This window comes from Sinomonas atrocyanea (assembly GCF_030812675.1).
In the GTDB taxonomy this organism is placed as follows: Bacteria; Actinomycetota; Actinomycetes; order Actinomycetales; family Micrococcaceae; genus Sinomonas; species Sinomonas atrocyanea_B.
Genome location: NZ_JAUSTE010000004.1, coordinates 1 through 21,935, shown reverse-complemented (window position 1 = coordinate 21,935; position 21,935 = coordinate 1). Strand labels below are relative to the sequence as shown.

Genomic DNA, 21,935 nt, shown 5'->3' with positions numbered 1-21,935 from the left:
CTCGTGGGGTGGGCGGCTACGGGACGAGGAGGACCTTGCCGGTGGTGGCACGGCCCTCGAGCGCGGTGTGCGCCGCGGCGGCCTCCCACAGGGGGAACTGCGCCCCGATGCGGACGTTGAGCGAGCCGTCGGCCACCGCGCCGAAGACCTCGGAGGAGCGCCAGCGCCGCTCGGCGGCATTGAGCAGGTGGTGGGCGAGCGTGGGACGGGTCAGGAAGAGCGAGCCGCCGGCGTTGAGCCGCTGCGGGTCCACCGGGGGCACCGGGCCGGACGCCGCGCCGAACAGCACGAGCATCCCGCGGATGCGCAGGCTCGTCAGGGAGCCGTCGAACGTGTCCCGCCCCACGCCGTCGTACACCACGTCGACGCCGGCCCCGCCGGTGAGCTCCCGGACCTGCTCGGGGAAGCCGTCGTAGCGGATCACGTGGTCCGCGCCGGCGCCCGAGGCGAGGTCGGCCTTGGCGTCGTTCGAGACCGTGGTGATGACGCGCGCGCCCTTGGCCTTGAGCATCTGGATCATGAGCAGGCCCACCCCGCCCGCGCCAGCGTGGAGCAGCACCGTCTGTCCGGGCTCCACCCGGAAGGTCGAGTTGATGAGGTAGTGGGCAGTCATCCCCTGCAGGGGGAGCGCGGCGGCGGTGAGCAGGTCCACGCCCTCCGGGATGGGGAGGGCCTTGTCCGAGTCGATCAGGGCGTACTCCGCGTAGGTCGCCGCGCCCTCGGCGGTCGCCACCCGGTCGCCCTCGGCGAAGTCGGCGACGCCCTCGCCCACGGCGGCCACGACCCCCGAGGCCTCCGCGCCGGGCGTGAACGGGAAGGACATCGTGTAGAGGCCCTGGCGCTGGTAGGTCTCGATGAAGTTGATGCCGGTCGCGGCGACGCGCACCAGGATCTGCCCCGGGCCGGGCTCGGGCCTGGCGATCTCGGTGGGCTTGAGGACTTCAGGGCCCCCGGGGGCTGTGGCGACGATGGCGTTGATCATGGTTCTCCTGCGTGTCTCGAAGTCCAGTGTCGTTCGGTTCGCACCACCATCCTAGGGAAGCTGACCGGGAAGAACCCGATGCATAAATATTGACTGCAATGCATAAACTTGCCTAGAGTGGAGCGGTGACCATTACTGCAGCCGTCTCCGGAGCCAGCGGCTACGCCGGGGGAGAGGTCCTCCGCCTGCTGGCCAACCACCCCGAGGTCGAGATCGGGGCCATCACCGCCCACTCGAGCGCGGGCAGCCGGCTGGGGGAGCTCCAGCCGCACCTGCTCCCGCTCGCAGACCGCGTCGTCGTCGAGACCACCGTGGAGAACCTCGCTGGCCACGACGTCGTGTTCCTCGCGCTCCCGCACGGGGCGTCCGCCGAGGTGGCCGCCGCCCTGCCCGAGGACACCCTCGTGATCGACGCCGGCGCGGACCACCGCCTCGAGGACCCCGAGGCCTGGTTCCGGTTCTACCGCTCCGAGCACGCCGGCACCTGGCCCTACGGGCTGCCCGAGCTCCCAGTCGGTCCGGGCGCGGGCACGGGCAGCGGCCAGAAGCAGCGCGAGAAGCTGCGGGGCGCGCGGCGGATCGCCGTCCCCGGCTGCTACCCGACCTCCGTCCTGCTCGCCCTCACCCCGGGCTTCGCCGCCGGCCTCCTCGAGCCCGAGGACGTCGTCGTCGTCTCGGCGTCCGGGACCTCCGGGGCCGGCAAGAGCGTCAAGCCGCACCTGCTCGGCTCCGAGGTCATGGGATCCATGAGCCCGTACGGCGTGGGCGGCGGCCACCGGCACACGCCCGAGATCGAACAGGGCCTCTCCAACGCGGCCGGAGAGCCCGTCACCGTCTCCTTCACCCCGACCCTCGCGCCCATGAGCCGGGGCATCCTCACCACCGCCACGGCCCGCGTCAAGGACGGCGTCGGGCCCGCGTCGCTGCGCGCCGCCTGGGAGTCCGCCTACGGGGACGAGCAGTTCGTCCACCTCCTGCCCTCCGGCCAGTGGCCCGCCACCCAGATGGTCCTCGGGTCCAACAATGCGGTCCTCCAGCTGGCCTTCGACGAGCACGCCGGGCGCGTGATCGTCAGCTCGGCCATCGACAACCTCACCAAGGGCACCGCCGGCGGCGCGGTGCAGTCCATGAACATCGCGCTGGGCCTGAACGAGGGCACCGGCCTCGCACAGCTGGGAGTCGCACCGTGACCGTCACCGCACCCAAGGGCTTCCGGGCCGCCGGCGTCACCGCCGGCCTCAAGGCCTCCGGCAAGCCGGACATGGCGCTCATCGTCAACGACGGCCCCGACCGCCACGCCGCCGCCGTCTTCACCACCAACAGGGTCATGGCCGCCCCCGTGCGTTGGTCGAAGCAGGTCGTCACGGACGGGCGCGTCGACGCCGTCGTGCTCAACTCCGGCGGGGCGAACGCCTGCACCGGTCCGCAGGGGTTCCAGAACACCCACACGACGGCCGAGAAGGCCGCCGACGTCCTCGGCATCTCGGCCGGCGACGTCGTGGTCTGCTCGACCGGGCTGATCGGCGAGCAGCTGCCCATGGACAAGATCGTCCACGGCGTGGACGAGCTCGCGGCGGCCCTCGCCGACGACGGCGGCCACGACGCCGCGCTCGCGATCATGACCACCGACACTGTGCCGAAGGAGTCCGTGTTCACCGGCACCGACGCGGCCGGGATCGAGTACACCATCGGCGGCATCGCCAAGGGCGCCGGCATGCTCGCCCCGGGCCTCGCGACGATGCTCGTGGTCCTCACCACCGATGCCGCCGCCGCTGCCGAGATGCTCGACGCCGCCCTCCGGGACGCGACCCGCGTGACCTTCGACCGGGCCGACTCCGACGGCTGCATGTCCACGAACGACACCGTCGTGCTGCTCTCCTCCGGCGCCTCCGGGGCGGTCCCGGACGCCGACGCGTTCGCCGCCGGCCTCACCCAGGTCTGCGCCGAGCTGGCCCGCAAGCTCATCGGCGACGCCGAGGGCGCCGCGCACGACATCGCCGTGCGCACCTTCAACGCCGCCACCGAGCGGGACGCCGAGACCGTCTCCCGTGCCGTGGCGCGGTCGAACCTCTTCAAGACCGCGATCTTCGGCAAGGACCCCAACTGGGGGCGCGTGCTCTCCGCCGTCGGCACCACCGACGCGGCGTTCGAGCCCGACTCCCTGAACGTGTCCATCAACGGCGTCGAGATCTGCCAGAACGGCGGGATCGGCAAGGACCGCTCGCTCGTCGACCTCGAGCCGCGCGAGGTGCTCGTCGAGATCGACCTCGCCGCCGGGGACGCCGAGGCGACCATCTGGACCAACGACCTCACGCACGACTACGTGCACGAGAACTCCGCCTACTCGAGCTGAGACCCATGACTGACGCCCCCACCGCCCCCCAGAGCCCCAACCTCCGCCTCGCCATGGACAAGGCCGAGACCCTCATCGAGGCCCTGCCCTGGATCCAGAAGTTCGCCGGCACCACCATGGTGGTCAAGTACGGCGGCAACGCGATGGCCAACGACGAGCTCCGCCGCGCGTTCGCCGAGGACATCGTGTTCCTCCACCACGTCGGCATCCGCCCCGTGGTGGTCCACGGCGGCGGCCCCCAGATCAGCGCGATGCTGGGCCGGGTGGGCATCGAGAGCGAGTTCAAGGGAGGGCTGCGCGTCACGACCCCCGAGGCCATGGACATCGTCCGCATGGTCCTCACCGGCCAGGTGGGCCGCGAGCTCGTGGGCCTGATCAACTCCCACGGCCCCTACGCCGTGGGCCTCTCGGGCGAGGACGCCGGCCTGCTCCGCGCCGTCCGCACCGGCGCGGTCGTGGACGGCGAGGAGGTGGACCTCGGCCTCGTCGGCGAGGTGGTCGGCGTCGAGCCGGGCGCCGTCCTGGACATCCTCGAGGCGGGCCGCATCCCCGTGATCTCCGGCGTCGCGCCCGAGGTCGAGGACGCGGAGGCGGCCGACGGCGCCCTCTACCAGCCCACCGGCCAGGTCCTCAACGTCAACGCGGACACGGCCGCCGCGGCGGTCGCCGTGGCGCTGGGCGCCTCGCGCCTCGTGATCCTCACCGACGTCGAGGGCCTCTACCGCAACTGGCCCGACCGGGACTCGCTCGTCTCCCAGATCTCCGCCTCCGAGCTGCGCGAGATGCTGCCGGGCCTCGCCTCGGGCATGATCCCGAAGATGGCCGCGTGCCTCAAGGCCGTCACCGAGGGGGTCGACCGCGCCGCGATCGTGGACGGCCGCAGCCCGCACACCATGCTCCTCGAGATCTTCACGAACGCCGGCGTCGGGACCCAGGTGGTCCCCGACGGGGAAGGAACGCGCGCATGAGCCAGGACAGCACGAACACCACCGAGAGCCGTCCGGAGGTCCGCCCCGCGTCCGAGCTGGCGGGGACCTCGAGCGGGAGCGAGTGGCTCTCCCGCTACTCGGACTCGCTCATGGGCGTGTTCGGGACGCCGCAGCGCGTCCTCGTCCGCGGCCAGGGCTGCTACGTGTGGGACGCCGACGGGAAGCAGTACCTCGACCTCCTCGGCGGCATCGCCGTCAACGCCCTCGGCCACGCCCACCCGTTCGTCACGTCCGTGATCTCCTCGCAGCTGGCCACGCTCGGGCACGTCTCGAACTTCTTCACGAGCCCCACCCAGGTGGCCCTGGCCGAGAAGCTCCTCGAGGTCACCGGCGCCCCGGCCGGGTCGAAGGTGTTCTTCGCGAACTCCGGGACCGAGGCCAACGAGGCCGCGTTCAAGCTGGCCCGCCGCAACGCCGGCACCGCCGAGCAGCCCCGGACCAAGGTCGTCGCCCTCGAGGGCGCCTTCCACGGCCGCACCATGGGAGCCCTCGCCCTCACGGCGAAGAAGGCCTACCGCGAGCCGTTCGAACCCCTTCCCGGCGGCGTGGTCCACGTCCCGTTCGGCGACGTCGACGCCCTCGCGGCCGCCGTGGACGCGACCACGCAGGCCGTCTTCCTCGAGCCGATCCAGGGCGAGGCCGGCGTCGTGCCGCTCCCACCCGGCTACCTCGCCGCCGCCCGGAAGATCACCCGCGACGCCGGTGCCCTCCTGATCGTCGACGAGGTCCAGACCGGCATGGGCCGCACCGGCACGTGGCTCGCGATCGAGGGCGCCGGGATCGTGCCCGACGCCGTCACCCTCGCCAAGGGCCTCGGCGGCGGCTTCCCGATCGGCGCCCTCGTGACGTTCGGGGAGGAGAACAGCGCCCGCCTCACCGCCGGCCAGCACGGCACCACGTTCGGCGGGAACCCCGTGGCGACGGCGGCCGCGCTGGCCACCCTGCACGCGATCGAGACGCAGGGAGTCCTCGCCAACGTCCGTGCCGTGGGAGAGCGACTGCGCGCCGCGCTCGCGGACCTGCCGGAGGTCGCCGAGGTCCGCGGCCGCGGCCTGCTCATCGGCGTCGACCTGGCGAGCCCCGCGGGGGTGCCCGACGGCGCGAACCTGGCCGGCGCCGTCGTCAACGCCGCCCTCGACGCGGGCTTCATCGTCAACGCGCCGGGCCCGCGCACCATCCGCCTGGCCCCGCCCCTCATCCTCACGGCCGAGCAGGCCGATACGTTCGCCGCCGCGCTGCCCGCGCTCGTCGCAGCAGCCGCCACCACCCTGAAGGAGGCGAAGTGACCACCCGGCACTTCCTCAAGGACACCGACCTCAGCCCCGCCGAGCAGGCCGAGGTCCTCGACCTCGCCGTGCGGATGAAGGCCGCGCCGTACTCGGTGCAGCCGCTCGCCGCCGAGGGCGCCGGCCGCAAGACGGTCGCGGTCATCTTCGACAAGACCTCCACCCGCACCCGCGTCTCCTTCTCCACCGGTGTCTCCGACATGGGCGGGACGCCGCTCATCATCAACCCGGGCGAGAGCCAGATCGGGCACAAGGAGTCGGTCGAGGACACCGCCAGGGTCCTCGAGCGCATGGTCGCGGCGATCGTGTGGCGCACCGGGGCCCACCAGGGCCTGGTCGACATGGCCGCGAACTCCCGCGTGCCCGTGGTCAACGCGCTGTGCGACGACTACCACCCGTGCCAGCTCCTCGCGGACCTGCTCACGGTCAAGGAGCACAAGGGCGAGCTCGCGGGCCTGTCGATGGCCTACCTCGGCGACGCGGCGAACAACATGGCCAATTCCTACCTCCTCGCCGGCGTCACGGCGGGCATGCACGTGCGCATCGCCGGGCCCGAGGGCTACCTCCCCGCCGCCGAGGTCGTCGCCGAGGCCGAGGCCGTCGCCGCCCAGACCGGCGGATCGGTCCTCGTCACCGTTGACCCCGTCGCCGCCCTCGACGGCGCCGACGTGGTCACCACGGACACCTGGGTCTCGATGGGCCAGGAGGCGGAGAAGGAGGCGCGCCTGTCCCTCTTCCGCGACTACTCGGTCGACGCCGCGGCGATGGCCAAGGCCGCCCCCGACGCCGTGTTCCTCCACTGCCTCCCGGCATACCGCGGCTACGAGGTCGCCGCAGAGGTCATCGACGGCCCGCAGTCGGTCGTGTGGGACGAGGCAGAGAACCGCCTGCACGCCCAGAAGGCCCTCCTCGCGTGGGTCCTGCACTACTCGGGCCAGGCCGTCGTCGAGGGCCTCCCGGCCCTCTGACGAGACGTTGACCATGACAGCGGTTCCGGGCGCCGCCCCGCAGACGAAGGCCGCCCGCCAGGCGCGCATCCGCGCGCTCCTGGCGGGGCAGCCGGTGCGCTCGCAGGCCGAGCTCGCCGCGCTCCTCGCGGACGACGGCGTGCAGGTCACCCAGGCGACCCTCTCCCGCGACCTCGTGGAGATCGGGGCCGTCCGGGTCCGCGGCGCCGACGGCGGCCTCGTGTACGCGGTGCGGGGCGAGGGAGGGGACCGCAGCCCCCGCCTGGGGCAGGCGCCCGAGGTCCTCGACGCGCGGCTCGCGAAGCTGTGCGCCGACCTGCTCGTGACCGCCGAGTCGAGTGCCAACATCGTGGTGCTGCGCACCCCGCCCGGCGCGGCGAACTTCCTGGCGCTCGCGATCGACCATTCGGTGATCCCCTCGATCCTGGGCACCATCGCCGGGGACGACACGGTCATGATCGTCACTCGCGACCCGTCCGGCGGAGAGGCCGTCGCCGCGCGCTTCCTCGAGCTGGCCTCCCAGGGGGCCTGAGCCGTGGGGCGGGTGCGGCGCCTCGACCACGTGGGCATCACCGTGGCGGACCTCGCCGCGGCCACGGCATTCTTCGTCGGCCTGGGCCTCGAGGTCGAGGGCCGGATGGTGATGGAGGGCGAGTTCGTGGACACGGTGATCGGCATCCCCGGCTCGCGCAGCGAGATCGTCATGCTCCGGCCGCCCGATGGCGGCGCCGGGGTGGAGCTCTCCAGCTTCGTCCGGCCCGCCCACGAGCCGGGCTCGCCCGGCGCGATGTCCACCGAACTGGGGCTGCGCAATGTGGCCTTCGAGGTCGACGACCTCCCGGCCGCCGTCGAGCGGCTGGCCGCGGACGGCTACAGCCTGGTCGGCGGGGTGGGCGAGTACGAGAACGTCTGGCGCATGGTGTACGTGCGCGGCCCGGAGGGGATCATCGTCGCCCTGGCCCAGCGGACCGGCTAGTCACCCCGACGTCGGCCGCTCGGAGCCCTCGGCGAGCGCGGTGAGCTTCTGCACGTACGCGGACCAGTCCTGGTCCGGGAGGTTGCTGCTGCCCGGGACGAGGCCCGCCGCGCCGTCGACCGATTCGCGGAGGATGTCGGCGTGGCCCGCGTGCCGGGCGAGGTCTGTGAGGACGTGCACGAGGACGCGGCCGAGGGTCACCTCGCTCTTCTCGCGGGGCCACCAGGGCACCCTGCCGGTGGCCTCGAGGGGCAGGGCATCGATGGTGGCGTCGGCGAAGGCCCAGACGCGACGGTAGAGGTCGACGATGCCGGCCGCGCTCTCGTGCTCCGTCGCGTACCAGTCGGCCTGCGGGTCAGCGTCGACCTCGGCGTCCGAGACCCGCTCCCGGGGTGTGGGCCACGGACGGCCGAACGTGTCGCCGAAGTACCCGATCTCCACGTTCGCCGCATGCTTGACGATGCCCAGCAGGTTCGTGCCGGTGGGCGTGCGCGGCATCCTCAGCTCCCGCTCGCCGAGCCCGTCGAGTTTCCACAGGAGCGCCTCCCGGGCCTCCTGGAGGTAGTACCTGAGCGCGTCCTTGGCGTCGGTGAGGTCCGTCATGCCTGCATTCTGCTACAGCGGCATCCGATCGATCAGGAATCGAGAAGGGGCCACGCGGGTCCGGCCGTAGTGTGGGCAGTGCAAGGACCACTTCGAGGAGCGACAGATGCCGTACACCGTAGATTTCAAGGACGTGTCCACCGTGGGACTCGAATCGTCCCCCGTCGCGGACGCCCTGGCCGGGCTGAGGGCCAACGAGTCCCGCTACTTCAAGAACAAGTACGACCACGACTTCACCGTCACGCCGGCCAGCGAGGCACCCGAAACCCTGGAATGGATCCAGCGGATCCTCGCGGAGGAGCGCAGCCTCACCATCGCCTCCCGCCCACTGGAGGTCACCTCCTTCGAGGTGGACGGCCTCCGGATGGCCTATGTGTTCTACGAGTCTGGCCTCTCGATCAACGTCATGTACTCCGTCGAGGACGGCGGCAAACGCGCGGTCGGCTTCAAGCTCTCCCAGGGGATGGAGGTCCCGGAGGAGCTCGCGGGCACCTTCAAGTTCGCCCGCCAGAAGTCCAAGCTCGCCGGCGAGATCCGAGGCTCGTACTTCGTGATCAAGGGCGAGTACTGACCTGACCCGCGGCCGCGGCCGTGGCAGTACCGCCGCGGTGGGGCATGTACAGGGCCCGGCGCGCGTCCTAGCCTGAGGCGGTGGACACCCCCGGCACCGTCACGGCAGGCGTGGAGCCCGGCGCCCTCACCGTCGTCGCCCTCGGCCCAGCGACCTGGGATGCCTTCGCGGACCTGGCCGAGCGCAACAACGGCGTCTTCGGCGGGTGCTGGTGCATGTGGTTCCAGACCTTCTACGCCGAGAAGCGGCGCGCCGAGGAGGACAACCGCACCCAGAAGCGCCGCCTCGTCGACGAGGGCCGGGCGCACGCGGCGCTCGTCCTGCAGGACGGGGAGGCCGTCGCATGGTGCGAGTACGGCACGCCGGCGGAACTGCCGAACATCTACCACCGCAAACAGTACGAGGCCGAGCTCGACGTGCTGCCGGACTACCGGCTCACGTGCATCTTCGTGGACCGGCGCCATCGCCACCACGGCCTCTCTGCAGTCGCCGTCCGGGGCGCGCTGCGGCTGATCGCGGACGCGGGCGGCGGCATGGTCGAGGGCTATCCGCACGACACCGGGGGCGCACGCCAGGCGGTGCTCTACAACGGCACGCGACGGCTCTTCGAGGCCACGGGGTTCGAGTACGTCCGCCCCAAGGGCAGCAAGAACTGCGTCATGCGCACGGTCGTGGCGCCCGCCTGAACCGCGGCTCTGCCACGACGCGCGCCAGGGGAGGCCGGCCGCCGCGGATCACCACTGCCGGCGCACCGTGCCCTTCGGGCCCATGACCAGGGTCGCCGGCGGGACGTCGTCGGCCACCACGGCGCCCGCTGCGATCACGGCGTCCCGCCCGATGCTGACGCCGGGAAGGATCATGGCGCCGGCGCCGATCCACACGTTCTCCGCCACATCGATGGGCGCCCCCGTCAGCCACAGCCGCCGCTCGGCGGGATCGACCGGGTGGCCGTTCGTGATGAACGTGGCCCCGGGCCCGACCATCACGCGTTCGGCCAGCCGGATCCCGGCATAGTCCAGGAACGTGCAGTTCTGGTTGATGAACACCCGCTCGGCGAAGTCGAGCCCGAGGCCGTGGTCGGTGTAGAAGGGCGGGTAGACCGTCACCCGCGGCGGCAGCGGGCGGCCCAGGATCTGCTCGAAGAGCGCGGCCTTGCCCTCCTCGTCGTCGAAGGGCAGGACGTTGAGCCGGGAGGTCAGGGCGGTCACCTGCAGCACGCGCTCGCTCATCGCCTGGAACTCGGGGCTGTGGATGCGCATGAACCTCTCGCGGGACATCCCCCCATCCTCTCCTGCGGGCATGGGGGCGGCTACCCGAGCCGCGCGAACGGTGCGACGTAGCGGAAGGTGCCCCGGGCGCCGTCGTGCGCGGGGAGCAGCCGGACCTGGAACAGCCCGCCCCACGCCGGGTCAGGAGCGGCGATGCCGTGCCGCGAGGCAGGCTCCCAGCCGTGGGCGCCGTAGTAGGCGGGGTCGCCGAGGAGCGCGATGAGCCGCTCCCTCCGGTCCTCGGCGGCGCGGACGGTCGCCTCGAGCAGCGCCGCGCCGATGCCCCGGCCCTGCCGGTCCGGCCGCACGGAGATCGGCCCGAGCCCCAGCGCCGGCACCGGGTCGCGGCCGGCTGCGTCGATCCACCCGCGGGTCGTGATGGCGTGGCCGACGACAGCGCCCCCCTCCTCGGCGACGAGGGCCAGCCACGGCAGGTACCCGGCATCGGCGCGGAGCCACTCGACGAGCGCCGCCTCGCCCGGATCCCCGGTCTCGTCCACGGGCGGCGCGGAGTGGGCGGCGCTGGCGAACGCCGCCGCAGTCACGGCGCGGACGGCGGGGAAGTCCCCGGGACGCTCGGGACGGACGACGGCGGGTCCCCACCTCACGCTGCCCTCCCGCCGTGGCCGAGCGAGGCCAGCAGGAGCGCCTCTGCGAGGACGGCCCTGTGGAAGTCAGCCAGGTCGATGGACTCGTCCGCGCCGTGCGCGCGGGAGTCCGGGTCCTCCACCCCCGTGATGAGCACCTGCGCCGACGGGAACCGGGCGGCGAGCTCGGCCGCGGCGGGAATCGAGCCGCCCACGCCCATGAGCACCGGGTCCACGCCCCAGACCTCCTTCATCGCCGCCAGCATGCTCCGGGCGGGGCCCGAGGCGGCGTCTCCGGCGAAGGCCTCCGTCGAGGCCCCGGGCGTCACCGTGATCCGGGCGCCGAGGGGAGCGTTCGCCTCGAGGTGCGCGCGCACCGCTGCCAGCGCCCGCGCCGGGTCGTCCCCGGGGGCGAGCCTGAGGCTGAACCTCGCCCGGGCAGAAGGGACGATCGCGTCCGCGGACAGCGCCACGGGCGGGGCATCGATGCCGATGATGGACAGGGCCGGCTTGGTCCACAGCCGTGACGCGATGCTGCCGGAACCGGCAAGCTGCACCCCGGGCAGCACTCCGGCATCGAGCCGGTAGTCCTCCTCGCTCAGCTCCCACCGGCCGTCGTCCCAGCCCACGAGGCCCGGAACGGCGACGCTGCCGTCGGCGGCGTAGAGGCTCGCGACGAGGTGGGACAGCGCGGCGAGGGCATCGAGGACCGCGCCGCCGAAGGTGCCGGTGTGCAGCGAGTGCTCGAGGACCCGGACCTCGAGGGTCGCCGAGGCGAAGCCCCGCAGGCTGGTCGTGAGCGCCGGCACGCCCACCCGCCAGTTGCCCGAGTCCGCCACGATCACCACGTCCGGGCGCAGGAGCGTGCCCTGGGCATCCAGCAGGCGGGGCAGCGACGGCGAGCCGACCTCCTCCTCGCCGTCGACGAGCACCGTCACGCCCACGCCTGCCTCGACGCCGAGCGTCCGGGCCAGGGCACGGCACGCGGCCAGGTGGAGGACCACGCCGCCCTTGTTGTCGGCGACTCCGCGCCCGAACAGGCGTCCGCGCCGCTCGACGGCCTCGAAGGGCGGGCTGTGCCAGGCCCCGAGGTCGCCCGTCGGCTGGACGTCGTGGTGGGCGTAGAGGAGCACGCTGGGGGACCCGGGTGCCGCGGGCCGGCGCGCGAGGACTGCGGGGGCGCCGGGCATCCCGTCGGGCTTCTCCGCCCGCACGACGTCGACCTCCGGGAACCCGGCGTCCCCGAACAGCTGGGCCACGAGGGCGGCGCTGTGCTCGAGGTGCTGCGGATCGGCCCCGGCCCACGCGGAGCCCGGGATGGAGACGAGGCTGCGCAGAGCATGGACGGCCTCCTCCGCTCCCGCCCGGGCGTGCGCCCGCAGGAGCTCGGTGTAGTCCGCCATGGGTCCACCCTTCCATCCGGCCCGGCTCCCGCCAAGCGCTGTACGCCGGGGCGGCGGACGGCGGAGAATGCCTCCAGTGCCTCTCGGCCCCAGATTGCGGTCTATGCATATCTATGTAGACTGATGCATAACAATTCGTGCTGGCCATGCCGCCATGCATCCCCGTGCTGAAGGAGAACACCGTGAAGGATCGCATCGTCCTCGCCTACTCGGGCGGTCTGGACACCTCCGTCGCGATCGGCTGGATCGCCGACGCGACCGGCGCCGAGGTCGTCGCCGTCGCGGTCGACGTCGGCCAGGGCGGCGAGAACATGGAGACCGTCCGCCAGCGCGCCCTGGGCTGCGGCGCCGTCGAGGCCTACGTCGCCGACGCGCGCGACGAGTTCGCGGACGAGTACTGCATGCCTACCCTCAAGGCGAACGGCCTCTACCAGGGCCACTACCCGCTCGTCTCCGCGATCTCCCGCCCGGTGATCGTCAAGCACCTCGTCAAGGCCGCCCGCGAGTTCGGTGCCACCACGGTGGCACACGGCTGCACGGGCAAGGGCAACGACCAGGTCCGCTTCGAGGTCGGCATCCAGACCCTCGGCCCCGACCTGAAGTGCATCGCCCCGGTCCGCGACCTGGCCCTCACCCGCGACAAGGCGATCGCCTACGCGGAGGAGAAGCACCTCCCGATCGTGACCACGAAGAAGAACCCCTACTCGATCGACCAGAACGTGTGGGGCCGCGCCGTGGAGACGGGCTACCTCGAGGACATTTGGAATGCCCCCACCAAGGACATCTACGACTACACGGCCACGCCGGAGTTCCCCCCGGCCCCCGACGAGCTGACGATCACCTTCGTCCAGGGCGTGCCGACCGCGCTCGACGGCGTGGCGATGACCCCGCTGCAGATCATCCAGGAGCTCAACCGCCGCGCCGGCGCCCAGGGTGTGGGCCGCATCGACGTGGTCGAGGACCGGCTCGTGGGGATCAAGTCCCGCGAGATCTACGAGGCCCCGGGCGCGATGGCCCTCATCACCGCGCACAAGCACCTCGAGGACATCACGATCGAGCGTGAGCACGCGCGCTTCAAGGCCGGGGTGGACCGCCGCTGGAGCGAGCTCGTCTACGACGGTCAGTGGTTCTCCCCGCTCAAGCGCGCCCTCGATGTCTTCATCGACGACTCGCAGCAGTACGTCTCCGGCGACATCCGCATGGTCCTGCACGGCGGCACCGCTGTGGTCAACGGCCGCCGCTCAGACACCTCGCTGTACGACTTCAACCTCGCCACCTACGACACCGGCGACACGTTCGACCAGTCCAACGCGAAGGGCTTCATCGACATCTGGGGCATGTCCTCCAAGGTGGCCTCGACCCGCGACCAGCGCGCCGCGGGGGAGTGAGCGAGGGTGGCTGAGGAGAGCGGAGCGCCGCAGCAGCACGGGACGAACGAGGGCGCGCTCTGGGGCGGCCGCTTCGCCGGGGGACCGGCGGACGCGCTCGCCGCGCTGAGCAAGTCCACGCACTTCGACTGGCGGCTGGCCCGCTACGACATCGCCGGCTCCCGGGCCCACGCCCGGGTCCTGCACCGCGCGGGGCTGCTGGACGATGCCGAGCTCGCCGGCATGCTGGATGCGCTGGACCGGTTGGACGCCGATGTGGCGTCCGGAGCCTACGTCCCGGCCGAGTCGGACGAGGACGTGCACGGCTCGCTCGAGCGCGGCCTCATCGAGCGTGCGGGGGCCCACCTGGGCGGCAAGCTGCGGGCCGGGCGCTCGCGCAACGACCAGGTGGCAACCCTCGGGCGGATGTTCCTGCGCGACCACGCGCGGGTCATCGTCCGCGGCGTCCTGGCGACGGTCGACGCCCTCGTGGCCCAGGCCGAGGCGCATCCCGAGGCCGCGATGCCCGGCCGGACGCACCTCCAGCATGCCCAGCCCGTCCTGCTCAGCCACCACCTCCTCGCCCATGCCTGGGCGCTGCTGCGCGACGTGCAGCGCCTGCAGGACTGGGACCGCCGCGCGGCCGTCTCCCCCTACGGCTCCGGCGCGCTCGCGGGCTCGTCCCTCGGCCTCGACCCCGAGGCCGTGGCCGCCGACCTCGGCTTCGACTCCGCGGTGCACAACTCGATCGACGGCACCGCCTCGCGCGATGTCTTCGCCGAGTTCGCGTGGGTCGCGGCGATGATCGGCGTGGACCTCTCCCGCATCTCCGAGGAGGTCATCCTCTGGGCCACGAAGGAGTTCTCCTTCGTGACGCTGGACGATGCGTACTCGACCGGGTCGAGCATCATGCCGCAGAAGAAGAACCCGGACGTGGCCGAGCTCGCGCGCGGCAAGGCCGGCCGCCTCATCGGCGACCTCACGGGCCTGCTCGCGACGCTCAAGGGCCTCCCGCTCGCGTACAACCGCGACCTGCAGGAGGACAAGGAGCCGGTCTTCGACGCCGCGGACACCCTCGAGCTCCTGCTCCCGGCCGTGTCCGGCATGGTCGCCACGCTCGTCTTCAACACGGAGCGCATGGCCTCCCTGGCCCCGCAGGGGTTCGCCCTCGCGACCGACATCGCCGAGTGGCTGGTGCGCCAGGGGGTGCCTTTCCGCGAGGCCCACGAGCTCTCCGGGGCCGCCGTCAAGCAGGCGGAGTCGCGGGGGGTCGAGCTGTGGGACCTCACGGACGAGGAGTTCGCGGCGATCAGCCCCGCGCTGACCCCCGAGGTCCGCTCCGTGCTCTCCACGGAGGGGTCCCTGGCGAGCCGGAGCGCCCAGGGCGGCACGGCGCCGTCGGCGGTCGCCCGGCAGCTGGACGCCCTCAGGGCGCAGCTCGCCGACGCCCGGGCCTTCGCCGCCTGACCACCGCGCGCAACTCCGAGGCGGCCGGCCCTTCCCGGGGCGGCCGCCTCGGCGCATCATCAGTGCGTGCCCCCGCGCACCCTCATGCTCGTCGTGGCGCACCCTGACGACGACGCCATCGGCATCGCCGGCTCGATCGCCCTCCACGCCGCCGAGCCGGGGTTCCGGTTCGCCCTCGTCCATGCAACGGACGGGGCCGCGGGAATGATCGCGCCGGGGACCGCGACGACGCGCGCCGACCTCGGGCGGTACCGCCGCGCGGAGGACGAACGGGCGTGGTCCGCCCACGGGCGCGGACCCGATCGCCACGAATGGCTCGGCTACGAGGACGGATGCCTCTGCGACGCCGACTTCGGCGGGCTCACAGCCCGCATCCGGGCACTGCTGGAGGAAGAGCGCCCGGACGTGGTGGCCACCTTCGGACCGGACGGCGTGACGGGGCACCCGGACCACATCACGATCGGCCGGGCCACGGACGCCGCCTTCCTCGCGCTCGCCGGCAGCGGGGGCCCCGGGCTGAAGCGGCTCCTGCACTGGGCCCTGAAGGAATCGACCTGGCTGCGCATCAACGCGGCCCGCACCTCGAGCGGGCTGCCGCCCTGGGACCCCGCGCAGGTCTACCACTTCCGCGGCATCTCCGATGCGCTCGTCGACATACGGGTGGACACCCGCAGCGTCGCCGAGCGGGTCGTCGCCGGGCTCGCCGAGCACCGCAGCCAGCGGCTGTCCCTGTTCGAGCACCCCCTCGCGCGCGCCGCCTGGCTCTCGGCCGCCTCCCACGAGCACTTCGTCCAGGTCTGGCCCCCGCGCGAGCGGCCCCGTCCGCTCCTGACGGACATCTTCGAGGGCCTCGGCTAGGCCCCGCCCGGGCCCCGACTGGCTAGGCTGGAGAGCATGGGAACCGACGCCGCTGCCCCGACCGACACCGAGCTCCTCGCCGCCCTCCGCGCCGCGGCAGAGGGGATCCACCACGAGATCGGGGGTCTCGGAGAGGACTCCGTCGCTGCCCCGTCCGAGCTGCCCGGATGGACCCGTGGGCACGTCCTGGCCCACCTGGAGGGGATCTCCGCGGCGCTGGCCCGGCAGGCAGAGCTCGCCCGCCGGAACGAGCAGGCCGACCTCTACGACGGCGGCAAGGCTGCCCGCGACCGCGCCATCGACACCGGCGCACGGGCCTCGGCCGAGGTGCACCGGCGGCGCACCGGGGCGGCCGTCGACCGCGCCGTCGCGGCGTTCGCCGCGCTCGGGCCGGCCGAATGGGACCTCCCGGTCCGCTTCCGCGACGGCGTGGTGCGGGACGCCGGGCTCGCCCTCTGGCGCGAGCTGGTGGTCCACCGCAGCGACCTCGGGACAGGGTGCACCCAGCAGGAGTGGACCGCCGCGTTCTGCCGCCACCTGGTGGACTTCCTGGCCCCGCGCGTCCCCGAGGGCCAGGTCTTCGTCCTGCGCCCGGCCGGCGGCGAGCAGATCCGCGTCGGCGGCGGCAGCGACGCCGTCGTGCTCGCCGGACGCCTGCAGGACCTCGCGGCCTGGCTCGCCGGCCGCCCGGTCTCCCACGGCGCCGTCCGCGCCGAGCGCGAGGGCCAAGCGGTCCCGCTGCCCGAGCTCGGGCCGTGGCCGTCGGCGCTCCCCGCGGCGTAGCGCCCGTGGACTTCGACTCCCTGGTCCACTGGCTCCTGCGCGACCCGGTCTCCGTCGCCCCCGACCTGCTCGGCGCCGTCCTCTCGCACACCACGCCGGAGGGGACCGTCGCCGTGCGCCTGACGGAGGTGGAGGCCTACCGCGGGCACCGCGACTCCGACCACCCCGACCCCGGATCGCACTCCTACAACGGCCGCACCCCGCGCAATGAGGCGATGTGGGGCCCGCCGGGGCGCCTGTACGTCTACTTCACCTACGGGATGCACTTCTGCGCGAACATCGTGTGCGGGCCGGCGGGCAGCTCCTCCGGCTGCCTGCTCAGGGGCGGAGAGGTGGTCGAGGGCCTCGAGCTGGCACAGTTGCGGCGCCCGGCCGCCAAGCGGGACGCGGACCTCGCCCGGGGCCCGGCTCGCCTCACCCAGGCGCTCGCCATCGGCCGCGGGGACAACGGGGAGGCGCTCGACGGCGGCCGGTTCCGGCTCGAACCCCCGCCCCACCGCGCCGCCGGGGTGCTCTCGGGGCCCCGCGTGGGCGTGGCGGGGCCGGGGGGCTCGGCCGACTACCCCTGGCGGTTCTGGCTCCCGGGGGAGCCGAGCGTCTCGCCGTACCGCCCCGCCAAGGCCCGCCCGCCCAGCCCCCTCTGAAGGCCACCTCCTGGGGGTCACGTCCTGAAGGTCACCTTCTGAGAGTCACTTCCTGAAGGTCACCTCCCGCGGGTCCCCGGACCTGGCGGCGGCCTGACGACCGACATTCGGTAACGTTGAGCCGTGAACGAACCCAGCCCAGAGACGACCCCGAACTCCCAGGACCCCGCCGCGGCAGCCCCGCCCGGCGCCTCGGTGGGGGAGCTGCTCGACCGCCTCTGCGCGACGGTGCCGGACTATCCGAAGCCCGGGATCATCTTCAAGGACCTCACCCCGGCGTTCGCCGACCCGCAGGGCCTGCGCGCCATCGTCGACGCGATCGTCGCGCCCTTCATCGGCCAGTTCGACCTCGTCGCCGGCATCGAGGCTCGCGGGTTCCTGCTGGCGGCAGCCGCGGCCTATGCGACCGGCACGGGAGTGCTCACGGTCCGCAAGGCGGGGAAGCTCCCGCGGGAGACCTTCCTGGAGGAGTACGCCCTCGAGTACGGCACGGCCGCGCTCGAGGTGCACACCACGGACATCGCCCCCGGCGCCCGCGTCCTCGTGCTCGACGACGTCCTCGCCACCGGCGGCACGGTCGGTGCCGCGGTGCGCCTCGTGGGCCGGTGCGGCGGCGACGTGGTGGGCGTGGGAGTCGTGCTCGAGCTCGAAGGGCTGGGCGGCCGCGAGGCCCTCGCGGGGCATCGCGTGCACTCGCTCCAGCGCCTCGGCGACTGACCAGCCCGTCCCCGCCGCGTCGGTGCACGCTACGTTCACCGGAATCGCAGTAGAATGGACGGTCAAACTTTTCTTGTTAGGGGAAGGCAAGGATGCTCGACGCCGATCTCGCCCATGAACGGGACTACGTCAGGGGTCTGTACACGCGACTCGATGAGCTGCGCGAGGAGAAGCGCGGCCAGCTGGCGGCGGTCCGCAAGGCCGGTGCCATCGGCTCGATCCAGAATGTGTCGGAACGCGACGCCTTCGCCGCGATGTACGAGGACCGCCTGGCCCAGCTGGACGCCGTGGAGAACCGCCTCGTGTTCGGCAGGCTCGACCTCGACGGCGGTGAGTCCCAGTACATCGGCCGCATCGGCCTGAGCACTGACGACCTGCGCCGCCTGATGGTCGACTGGCGCGCCCCGGAGGCGAGCCACTTCTATCAGGCCACGGCGTTCGACCGGCAGGGAGTGCGCCGGCGCCGCCACCTCATCCTGCAGGGCCGCGAGGTCGTCGCGATCGAGGACGACGTCCTCGACTCCGACATGCTCACCGAGGGCACCGCGCACCACCAGGGCGAGGGCGCGCTGCTCGCTGCGCTGAACTCGAAGCGCACGGGCCGCATGGCGGACATCGTCAGCACCATCCAGGCCGAGCAGGACCGCATCATCCGCGCACCCATGGCCGGCGCCCTCGTCGTCCAGGGCGGCCCCGGCACCGGCAAGACCGCCGTGGCCCTGCACCGGGCGGCATACCTGCTCTACTCGCACCGCGACCGCCTCAAGAGCGCCGGGGTGCTGCTCGTGGGCCCGTCGTCGTCCTTCATGAAGTACATCGAACGCGTCCTGCCCTCGCTCGGCGAGACCGGCGTCGTGATGTCCAGCGTCGGCCGGCTCATGCCCGGCATCACGGCCGTGCCGGAGAAGGACCCCCGTATCGCCGCGCTCAAGGGGAGCCAGCGCATGGTCCCGCTCATCGCGGCCGCCGTCGCGAACCGGCAGCGGGTCCCCTCCGCGGACCGGGTGCTCGAGGTCGAGGGCTACCGGCTGCTGCTCACCCCGCGCCAGGTCCGCCGCGCGCGGGACAAGGCCCGTGCCACCGGCAAGCCGTACAACGAGGCCCGGAACACGTTCGTGAAGATCCTCCTGCGCGAGCTCACCGAGCAGCTGCAGTCCAAGGTCGAGGCGAGCGGCTCGGGCAACACGACGGACCGCTCGTACCTCGCCGAGGACGTGCGGCAGTCCCGCGACGTGCGGGTGGCCGTGAACCTGTGCTGGATGCCCATGACCGCGGAGAAGCTCGTCGCCGAGCTCCTGGGGCGCCGGAGCATCCTCGACGCGGTCGCCCACGAGTTCACCGAGGAGGAGCGCGACCTGCTGCACCGCCCCGAGGACACGCCCTGGACCGAGGCGGACGTGCCCCTGCTGGACGAGGCGTGGGAGCTGCTCGGCGAGCTCGACGCGGCCACGGGGCACGAGGCGGCGCGCCGCGAGGCCGAGCGCCGCCGCGACCTCGAGAACGCCCAGCAGACCCTGAAGAACATCGACGCCGCCCTGCGCGAGCAGGGGATCGACGGCGTGGTCGAGGCCGAGGACCTCGTGGCCTTCCAGCAGGAGCCCGAGGTGCGCCTCACCGCGGCCGAGCGCGCGGTCGGCGACCGCACGTGGGCCTACGGGCACATCATCGTCGACGAGGCGCAGGAGCTCTCGTACATGCAGTGGCGCCTGCTGGTGCGCCGCTGCCCGCTCAAGTCGTTCACGATCGTCGGGGACATCGCCCAGACCTCGTCGGCGGCCGGCGCGTCGTCCTGGGGCCGCGCCCTGCGCCCGTTCTTCGGCGACCGCTGGACGCTCGAGGAGCTCACGGTCAACTACCGCACCCCGGCCCAGATCGCGGAGGCGGCGGCGCGCATGGCCGCGGCCGCGGGGCTCGTGGTCTCGGCGCCCAAGGCCGTGCGGGAAGGACGCTGGGACCCGATCGTCGAGCGGGTGGGGGCCGGCGCCGTCGTGCCCCGCCTCCTCGAGGTGCTCCCCGAGGAGCTCGAGGCGGCCGACGGCGGTCTGGTCGCCGTCATCGCCGAGGCGCCGCTGCTCGGGGCCGCGCGGGACGCCCTGCGCCGGGTGTACGGAGCCCGGGTCGGCGGGGGAGCGGGCAGCTTCGAGCAGGACATCGTGGTGCTCGATCCGCGGGAGGCCAAGGGCCTCGAGTTCGACGCCGTCGTGGTCCTGGAGCCCTCGGCCCTGCTCGACCACGAGTACGGCAAGGTGGGCGACCTCTACGTGGCCATGACGCGCCCGACGCAGCGGCTCCGGCTCATCTCGGAGGGGCCGCTGCCGGCCGGCATCGAACAGGGGAAGGATGGGCGTGGCTGATACCGTAGAGGCCGTGCCGCAGACAGCAATCCTCGACTCCCAGAAGAACGATCCGAGCTTCCCGAACATCTGGCAGGAGCTCGTGTGGCGTGGCCTCATCCACGTCTCGACCGACGAGGGCGAGCTCGAAGAGCTCCTCTCCGGGGAGCCGATTACGTACTACTGCGGGTTCGACCCCACCGCCCCGAGCCTCCACCTGGGCAACCTCGTCCAGCTGCTCGTCCTGCGCCGTCTGCAGCTGGCCGGCCACAAGCCGCTGGGCCTCGTCGGGGGGTCCACGGGCCTGATCGGCGACCCCCGGCCCACCGCCGAGCGCACGCTCAACACCAAGGACACCGTCGCCGAGTGGGTCGGCTACCTCAAGGCGCAGGTGAGCCGCTTCCTGTCCTTCGAGGGGGCGAACGCCGCACGGATCGTGAACAACCTCGACTGGACCGCGCCCCTCTCGGCCATCGACTTCCTCCGTGAGATCGGCAAGCACTTCCGCGTCGGCACGATGCTGCGGAAGGACGCGGTGGCCTCGCGCCTGAGCTCGGACGAGGGCATCTCCTACACCGAGTTCAGCTACCAGATCCTGCAGGGCATGGACTACCTCGAGCTGTACCGCCAGTACGGGTGCGTGCTCGAGACGGGCGGCTCCGACCAGTGGGGCAACCTCACGAGCGGGACCGAGCTGATCCGCAAGGTCGAGGGCAAGACCGTCCATGCGCTCGGCACGCCGCTGATCACGAACGCGGACGGCACCAAGTTCGGCAAGAGCGAGGGCAACGCCATCTGGCTCGATCCGGCCATGTGCTCGCCGTACACGTTCTACCAGTTCTGGCTCAACACCTCGGATGCGGACGTGGTCGACCGCCTCAAGGTGTTCACCTTCCTCACCCGCGCCGAGATCGGGGAGCTCGAGGAGGCGCTCGCCGAGCGGCCGTTCGCCCGGGAGGCCCAGCGGCGCCTCGCCTTCGAGGTGACCTCCCTCGTGCACGGCGTCGATGCGACGGAGAAGGTCATCGCAGCCTCCGCGGCGCTCTTCGGCAACGGCGACCTCGGCGTCCTCGACGAGGGCACCCTCTCCGCGGCCACCGCGGAGCTGACGACGGCGGCGGTGACGGCCGAGCAGCTCGGTGTCGTCGAGCTGCTGGTCGCCACGGGACTGGCCGAGAGCAAGTCGGCGGCGCGGCGCACGGTCGGGGAGGGCGGCGCCTACGTGAACAACACCAAGATCACCGATCCCGACGCCGCAGTGGCCGTAGAGGACGCCCTGCACGGGCGCTACTTCCTCGTGCGGCGGGGCAAGAAGCACCTGGCCACGGCCGTCCTCGAAGGCTGAGGCACGGGCTCGGACGCCGAGAAGGGCCCCCACGGCAGCCGCCGTGGGGGCCCTTCTCGTGTGGTCAAGGCGACACGCCCGGGCGCCTTCCACGAGTTGCGCGCGGACGGGGCCGCGGGTAATGTATTCCGAGTCGCCAACGCAGAGCGGAGGCGGAAAACCTCGATCTTCCCTTCGGGAAATGCTCGGAGTGCTGGCCTTTTGAGGCCAGGGCGGCCTGCAGCGCCTCGAATGGAAAAACGGAAAGCCGATTTGAAAACGGCGGTCCGAATCGGGTAGGATTGAATCTTGTTGCCGCGGGGATGTGGCCGGCCGGTTGGCTGGTCGGAGTACCTGCGGGGGCGTGTTGTTTGAGAACTCAATAGTGTGCCAAGTTTGTTGATGCCATTTTTTATGGTTGTCAAATGTGCCTGCTGCTGTGCGCCCCTGTGCATG

General features: G+C 72.5%; 22 protein-coding genes. 17 read left to right on the top strand and 5 right to left on the bottom strand.

All coding sequences use genetic code 11. The features are described 5' to 3' along the window. Positions 1-16: 16 nt before the first annotated feature. Complete coding sequence (locus tag J2W20_RS07625; protein WP_307005884.1) at positions 17-982, bottom strand: quinone oxidoreductase family protein; 966 nt, start codon at positions 980-982, stop codon at positions 17-19. Between the two features lie 125 nt (positions 983-1,107). On the opposite strand from J2W20_RS07625, the gene argC reads away from it, so the two are divergent. From argC to J2W20_RS07590, 7 genes are read left to right on the top strand one after another with little or no spacing between them, the layout of a single operon-like run. Then, positions 1,108-2,172 (top strand): N-acetyl-gamma-glutamyl-phosphate reductase, encoded by a 1,065-nt coding sequence (argC, locus tag J2W20_RS07620; protein ID WP_307005883.1) that lies wholly within the window; start codon positions 1,108-1,110, stop codon positions 2,170-2,172. After that, positions 2,169-3,335 carry a bifunctional glutamate N-acetyltransferase/amino-acid acetyltransferase ArgJ gene (argJ, locus tag J2W20_RS07615; protein WP_307005882.1) on the top strand — a complete coding sequence of 389 codons (1,167 nt, stop codon included), beginning with the start codon at positions 2,169-2,171 and terminating at the stop codon, positions 3,333-3,335. Before argC ends, argJ begins: the two co-directional genes overlap by 4 nt. Positions 3,336-3,340: 5 nt before the next feature. Then, on the top strand, positions 3,341-4,303 hold the full coding sequence (argB, locus tag J2W20_RS07610) for an acetylglutamate kinase (RefSeq protein ID WP_307005880.1): 963 nt from the start codon (positions 3,341-3,343) through the stop codon (positions 4,301-4,303). After that, entirely contained in the window at positions 4,300-5,610 is a 1,311-nt protein-coding gene (locus tag J2W20_RS07605; RefSeq protein WP_307005879.1) for an acetylornithine transaminase, read from the top strand. Before argB ends, J2W20_RS07605 begins: the two co-directional genes overlap by 4 nt. Further along, positions 5,607-6,578, top strand: a complete 972-nt coding sequence (gene argF / locus J2W20_RS07600) for an ornithine carbamoyltransferase (protein ID WP_307005878.1) — start codon at positions 5,607-5,609, stop codon at positions 6,576-6,578. The genes J2W20_RS07605 and argF overlap by 4 nt, the downstream gene beginning before the upstream one ends. A 13-nt stretch (positions 6,579-6,591) precedes the next feature. Then, positions 6,592-7,110: an arginine repressor gene (locus J2W20_RS07595; protein WP_307005877.1), complete on the top strand. Its 519-nt coding sequence runs from the start codon at positions 6,592-6,594 to the stop codon at positions 7,108-7,110. 3 nt (positions 7,111-7,113) lie between these two features. Continuing rightward, on the top strand, positions 7,114-7,554 hold the full coding sequence (locus tag J2W20_RS07590) for a VOC family protein (RefSeq protein ID WP_307005876.1): 441 nt from the start codon (positions 7,114-7,116) through the stop codon (positions 7,552-7,554). Here the strand turns inward: J2W20_RS07590 and J2W20_RS07585 are convergent, their stop codons facing one another. Next, entirely contained in the window at positions 7,555-8,157 is a 603-nt protein-coding gene (locus tag J2W20_RS07585; RefSeq protein WP_307005875.1) for a DinB family protein, read from the bottom strand. A gap of 106 nt (positions 8,158-8,263) precedes the next feature. Here J2W20_RS07585 and J2W20_RS07580 point away from each other — a divergent pair, with 106 nt between their 5' ends. Together J2W20_RS07580 and J2W20_RS07575 are read left to right on the top strand one after the other, a co-directional pair. Beyond that, positions 8,264-8,728, top strand: a complete 465-nt coding sequence (locus J2W20_RS07580) for a phage tail protein (RefSeq protein WP_307005874.1) — start codon at positions 8,264-8,266, stop codon at positions 8,726-8,728. A gap of 80 nt (positions 8,729-8,808) precedes the next feature. Beyond that, on the top strand, positions 8,809-9,414 hold the full coding sequence (locus J2W20_RS07575; protein ID WP_307005873.1) for a GNAT family N-acetyltransferase: 606 nt from the start codon (positions 8,809-8,811) through the stop codon (positions 9,412-9,414). A gap of 48 nt (positions 9,415-9,462) precedes the next feature. On the opposite strand, the gene J2W20_RS07570 is transcribed toward J2W20_RS07575, so the two are convergent. The 3 genes from J2W20_RS07570 to J2W20_RS07560 are packed head-to-tail and all read right to left on the bottom strand — an operon-like array spanning position 9,463 to position 11,986. Beyond that, positions 9,463-10,005, bottom strand: coding sequence for a DapH/DapD/GlmU-related protein (locus tag J2W20_RS07570; protein ID WP_307005872.1), 543 nt, complete (start codon positions 10,003-10,005; stop codon positions 9,463-9,465). Positions 10,006-10,037: 32 nt separating this feature from the next. Further along, a complete protein-coding gene (locus J2W20_RS07565; RefSeq protein ID WP_307005871.1) occupies positions 10,038-10,604 on the bottom strand; it encodes a GNAT family N-acetyltransferase in 567 nt (188 codons plus the stop codon). Then, positions 10,601-11,986, bottom strand: a complete 1,386-nt coding sequence (locus tag J2W20_RS07560) for a M20/M25/M40 family metallo-hydrolase (protein WP_307005870.1) — start codon at positions 11,984-11,986, stop codon at positions 10,601-10,603. The genes J2W20_RS07565 and J2W20_RS07560 overlap by 4 nt, the downstream gene beginning before the upstream one ends. A 182-nt stretch (positions 11,987-12,168) precedes the next feature. On the opposite strand from J2W20_RS07560, the gene J2W20_RS07555 reads away from it, so the two are divergent. The 8 genes from J2W20_RS07555 (at position 12,169) to tyrS (ending at position 21,500) form a co-directional block, all read left to right on the top strand. After that, on the top strand, positions 12,169-13,374 hold the full coding sequence (locus J2W20_RS07555; protein ID WP_307005869.1) for an argininosuccinate synthase: 1,206 nt from the start codon (positions 12,169-12,171) through the stop codon (positions 13,372-13,374). 6 nt (positions 13,375-13,380) lie between these two features. Further along, complete coding sequence (gene argH, locus J2W20_RS07550) at positions 13,381-14,820, top strand: argininosuccinate lyase (RefSeq protein WP_307005867.1); 1,440 nt, start codon at positions 13,381-13,383, stop codon at positions 14,818-14,820. A gap of 66 nt (positions 14,821-14,886) precedes the next feature. Beyond that, on the top strand, positions 14,887-15,678 hold the full coding sequence (locus tag J2W20_RS07545) for a PIG-L deacetylase family protein (protein ID WP_307005866.1): 792 nt from the start codon (positions 14,887-14,889) through the stop codon (positions 15,676-15,678). A 36-nt stretch (positions 15,679-15,714) separates the two neighbouring features. Further along, positions 15,715-16,461, top strand: coding sequence for a maleylpyruvate isomerase family mycothiol-dependent enzyme (locus J2W20_RS07540; RefSeq protein WP_307005865.1), 747 nt, complete (start codon positions 15,715-15,717; stop codon positions 16,459-16,461). A gap of 5 nt (positions 16,462-16,466) precedes the next feature. Continuing rightward, positions 16,467-17,105 carry a DNA-3-methyladenine glycosylase gene (locus J2W20_RS07535; RefSeq protein ID WP_307005864.1) on the top strand — a complete coding sequence of 213 codons (639 nt, stop codon included), beginning with the start codon at positions 16,467-16,469 and terminating at the stop codon, positions 17,103-17,105. Between the two features lie 204 nt (positions 17,106-17,309). Beyond that, positions 17,310-17,822: an adenine phosphoribosyltransferase gene (locus J2W20_RS07530; protein ID WP_373457982.1), complete on the top strand. Its 513-nt coding sequence runs from the start codon at positions 17,310-17,312 to the stop codon at positions 17,820-17,822. A gap of 92 nt (positions 17,823-17,914) precedes the next feature. After that, entirely contained in the window at positions 17,915-20,176 is a 2,262-nt protein-coding gene (locus tag J2W20_RS07525; protein ID WP_307005863.1) for a HelD family protein, read from the top strand. Next, complete coding sequence (tyrS, locus tag J2W20_RS07520) at positions 20,163-21,500, top strand: tyrosine--tRNA ligase (RefSeq protein ID WP_373457973.1); 1,338 nt, start codon at positions 20,163-20,165, stop codon at positions 21,498-21,500. The genes J2W20_RS07525 and tyrS overlap by 14 nt, the downstream gene beginning before the upstream one ends. Positions 21,501-21,935 lie beyond the last annotated feature (435 nt).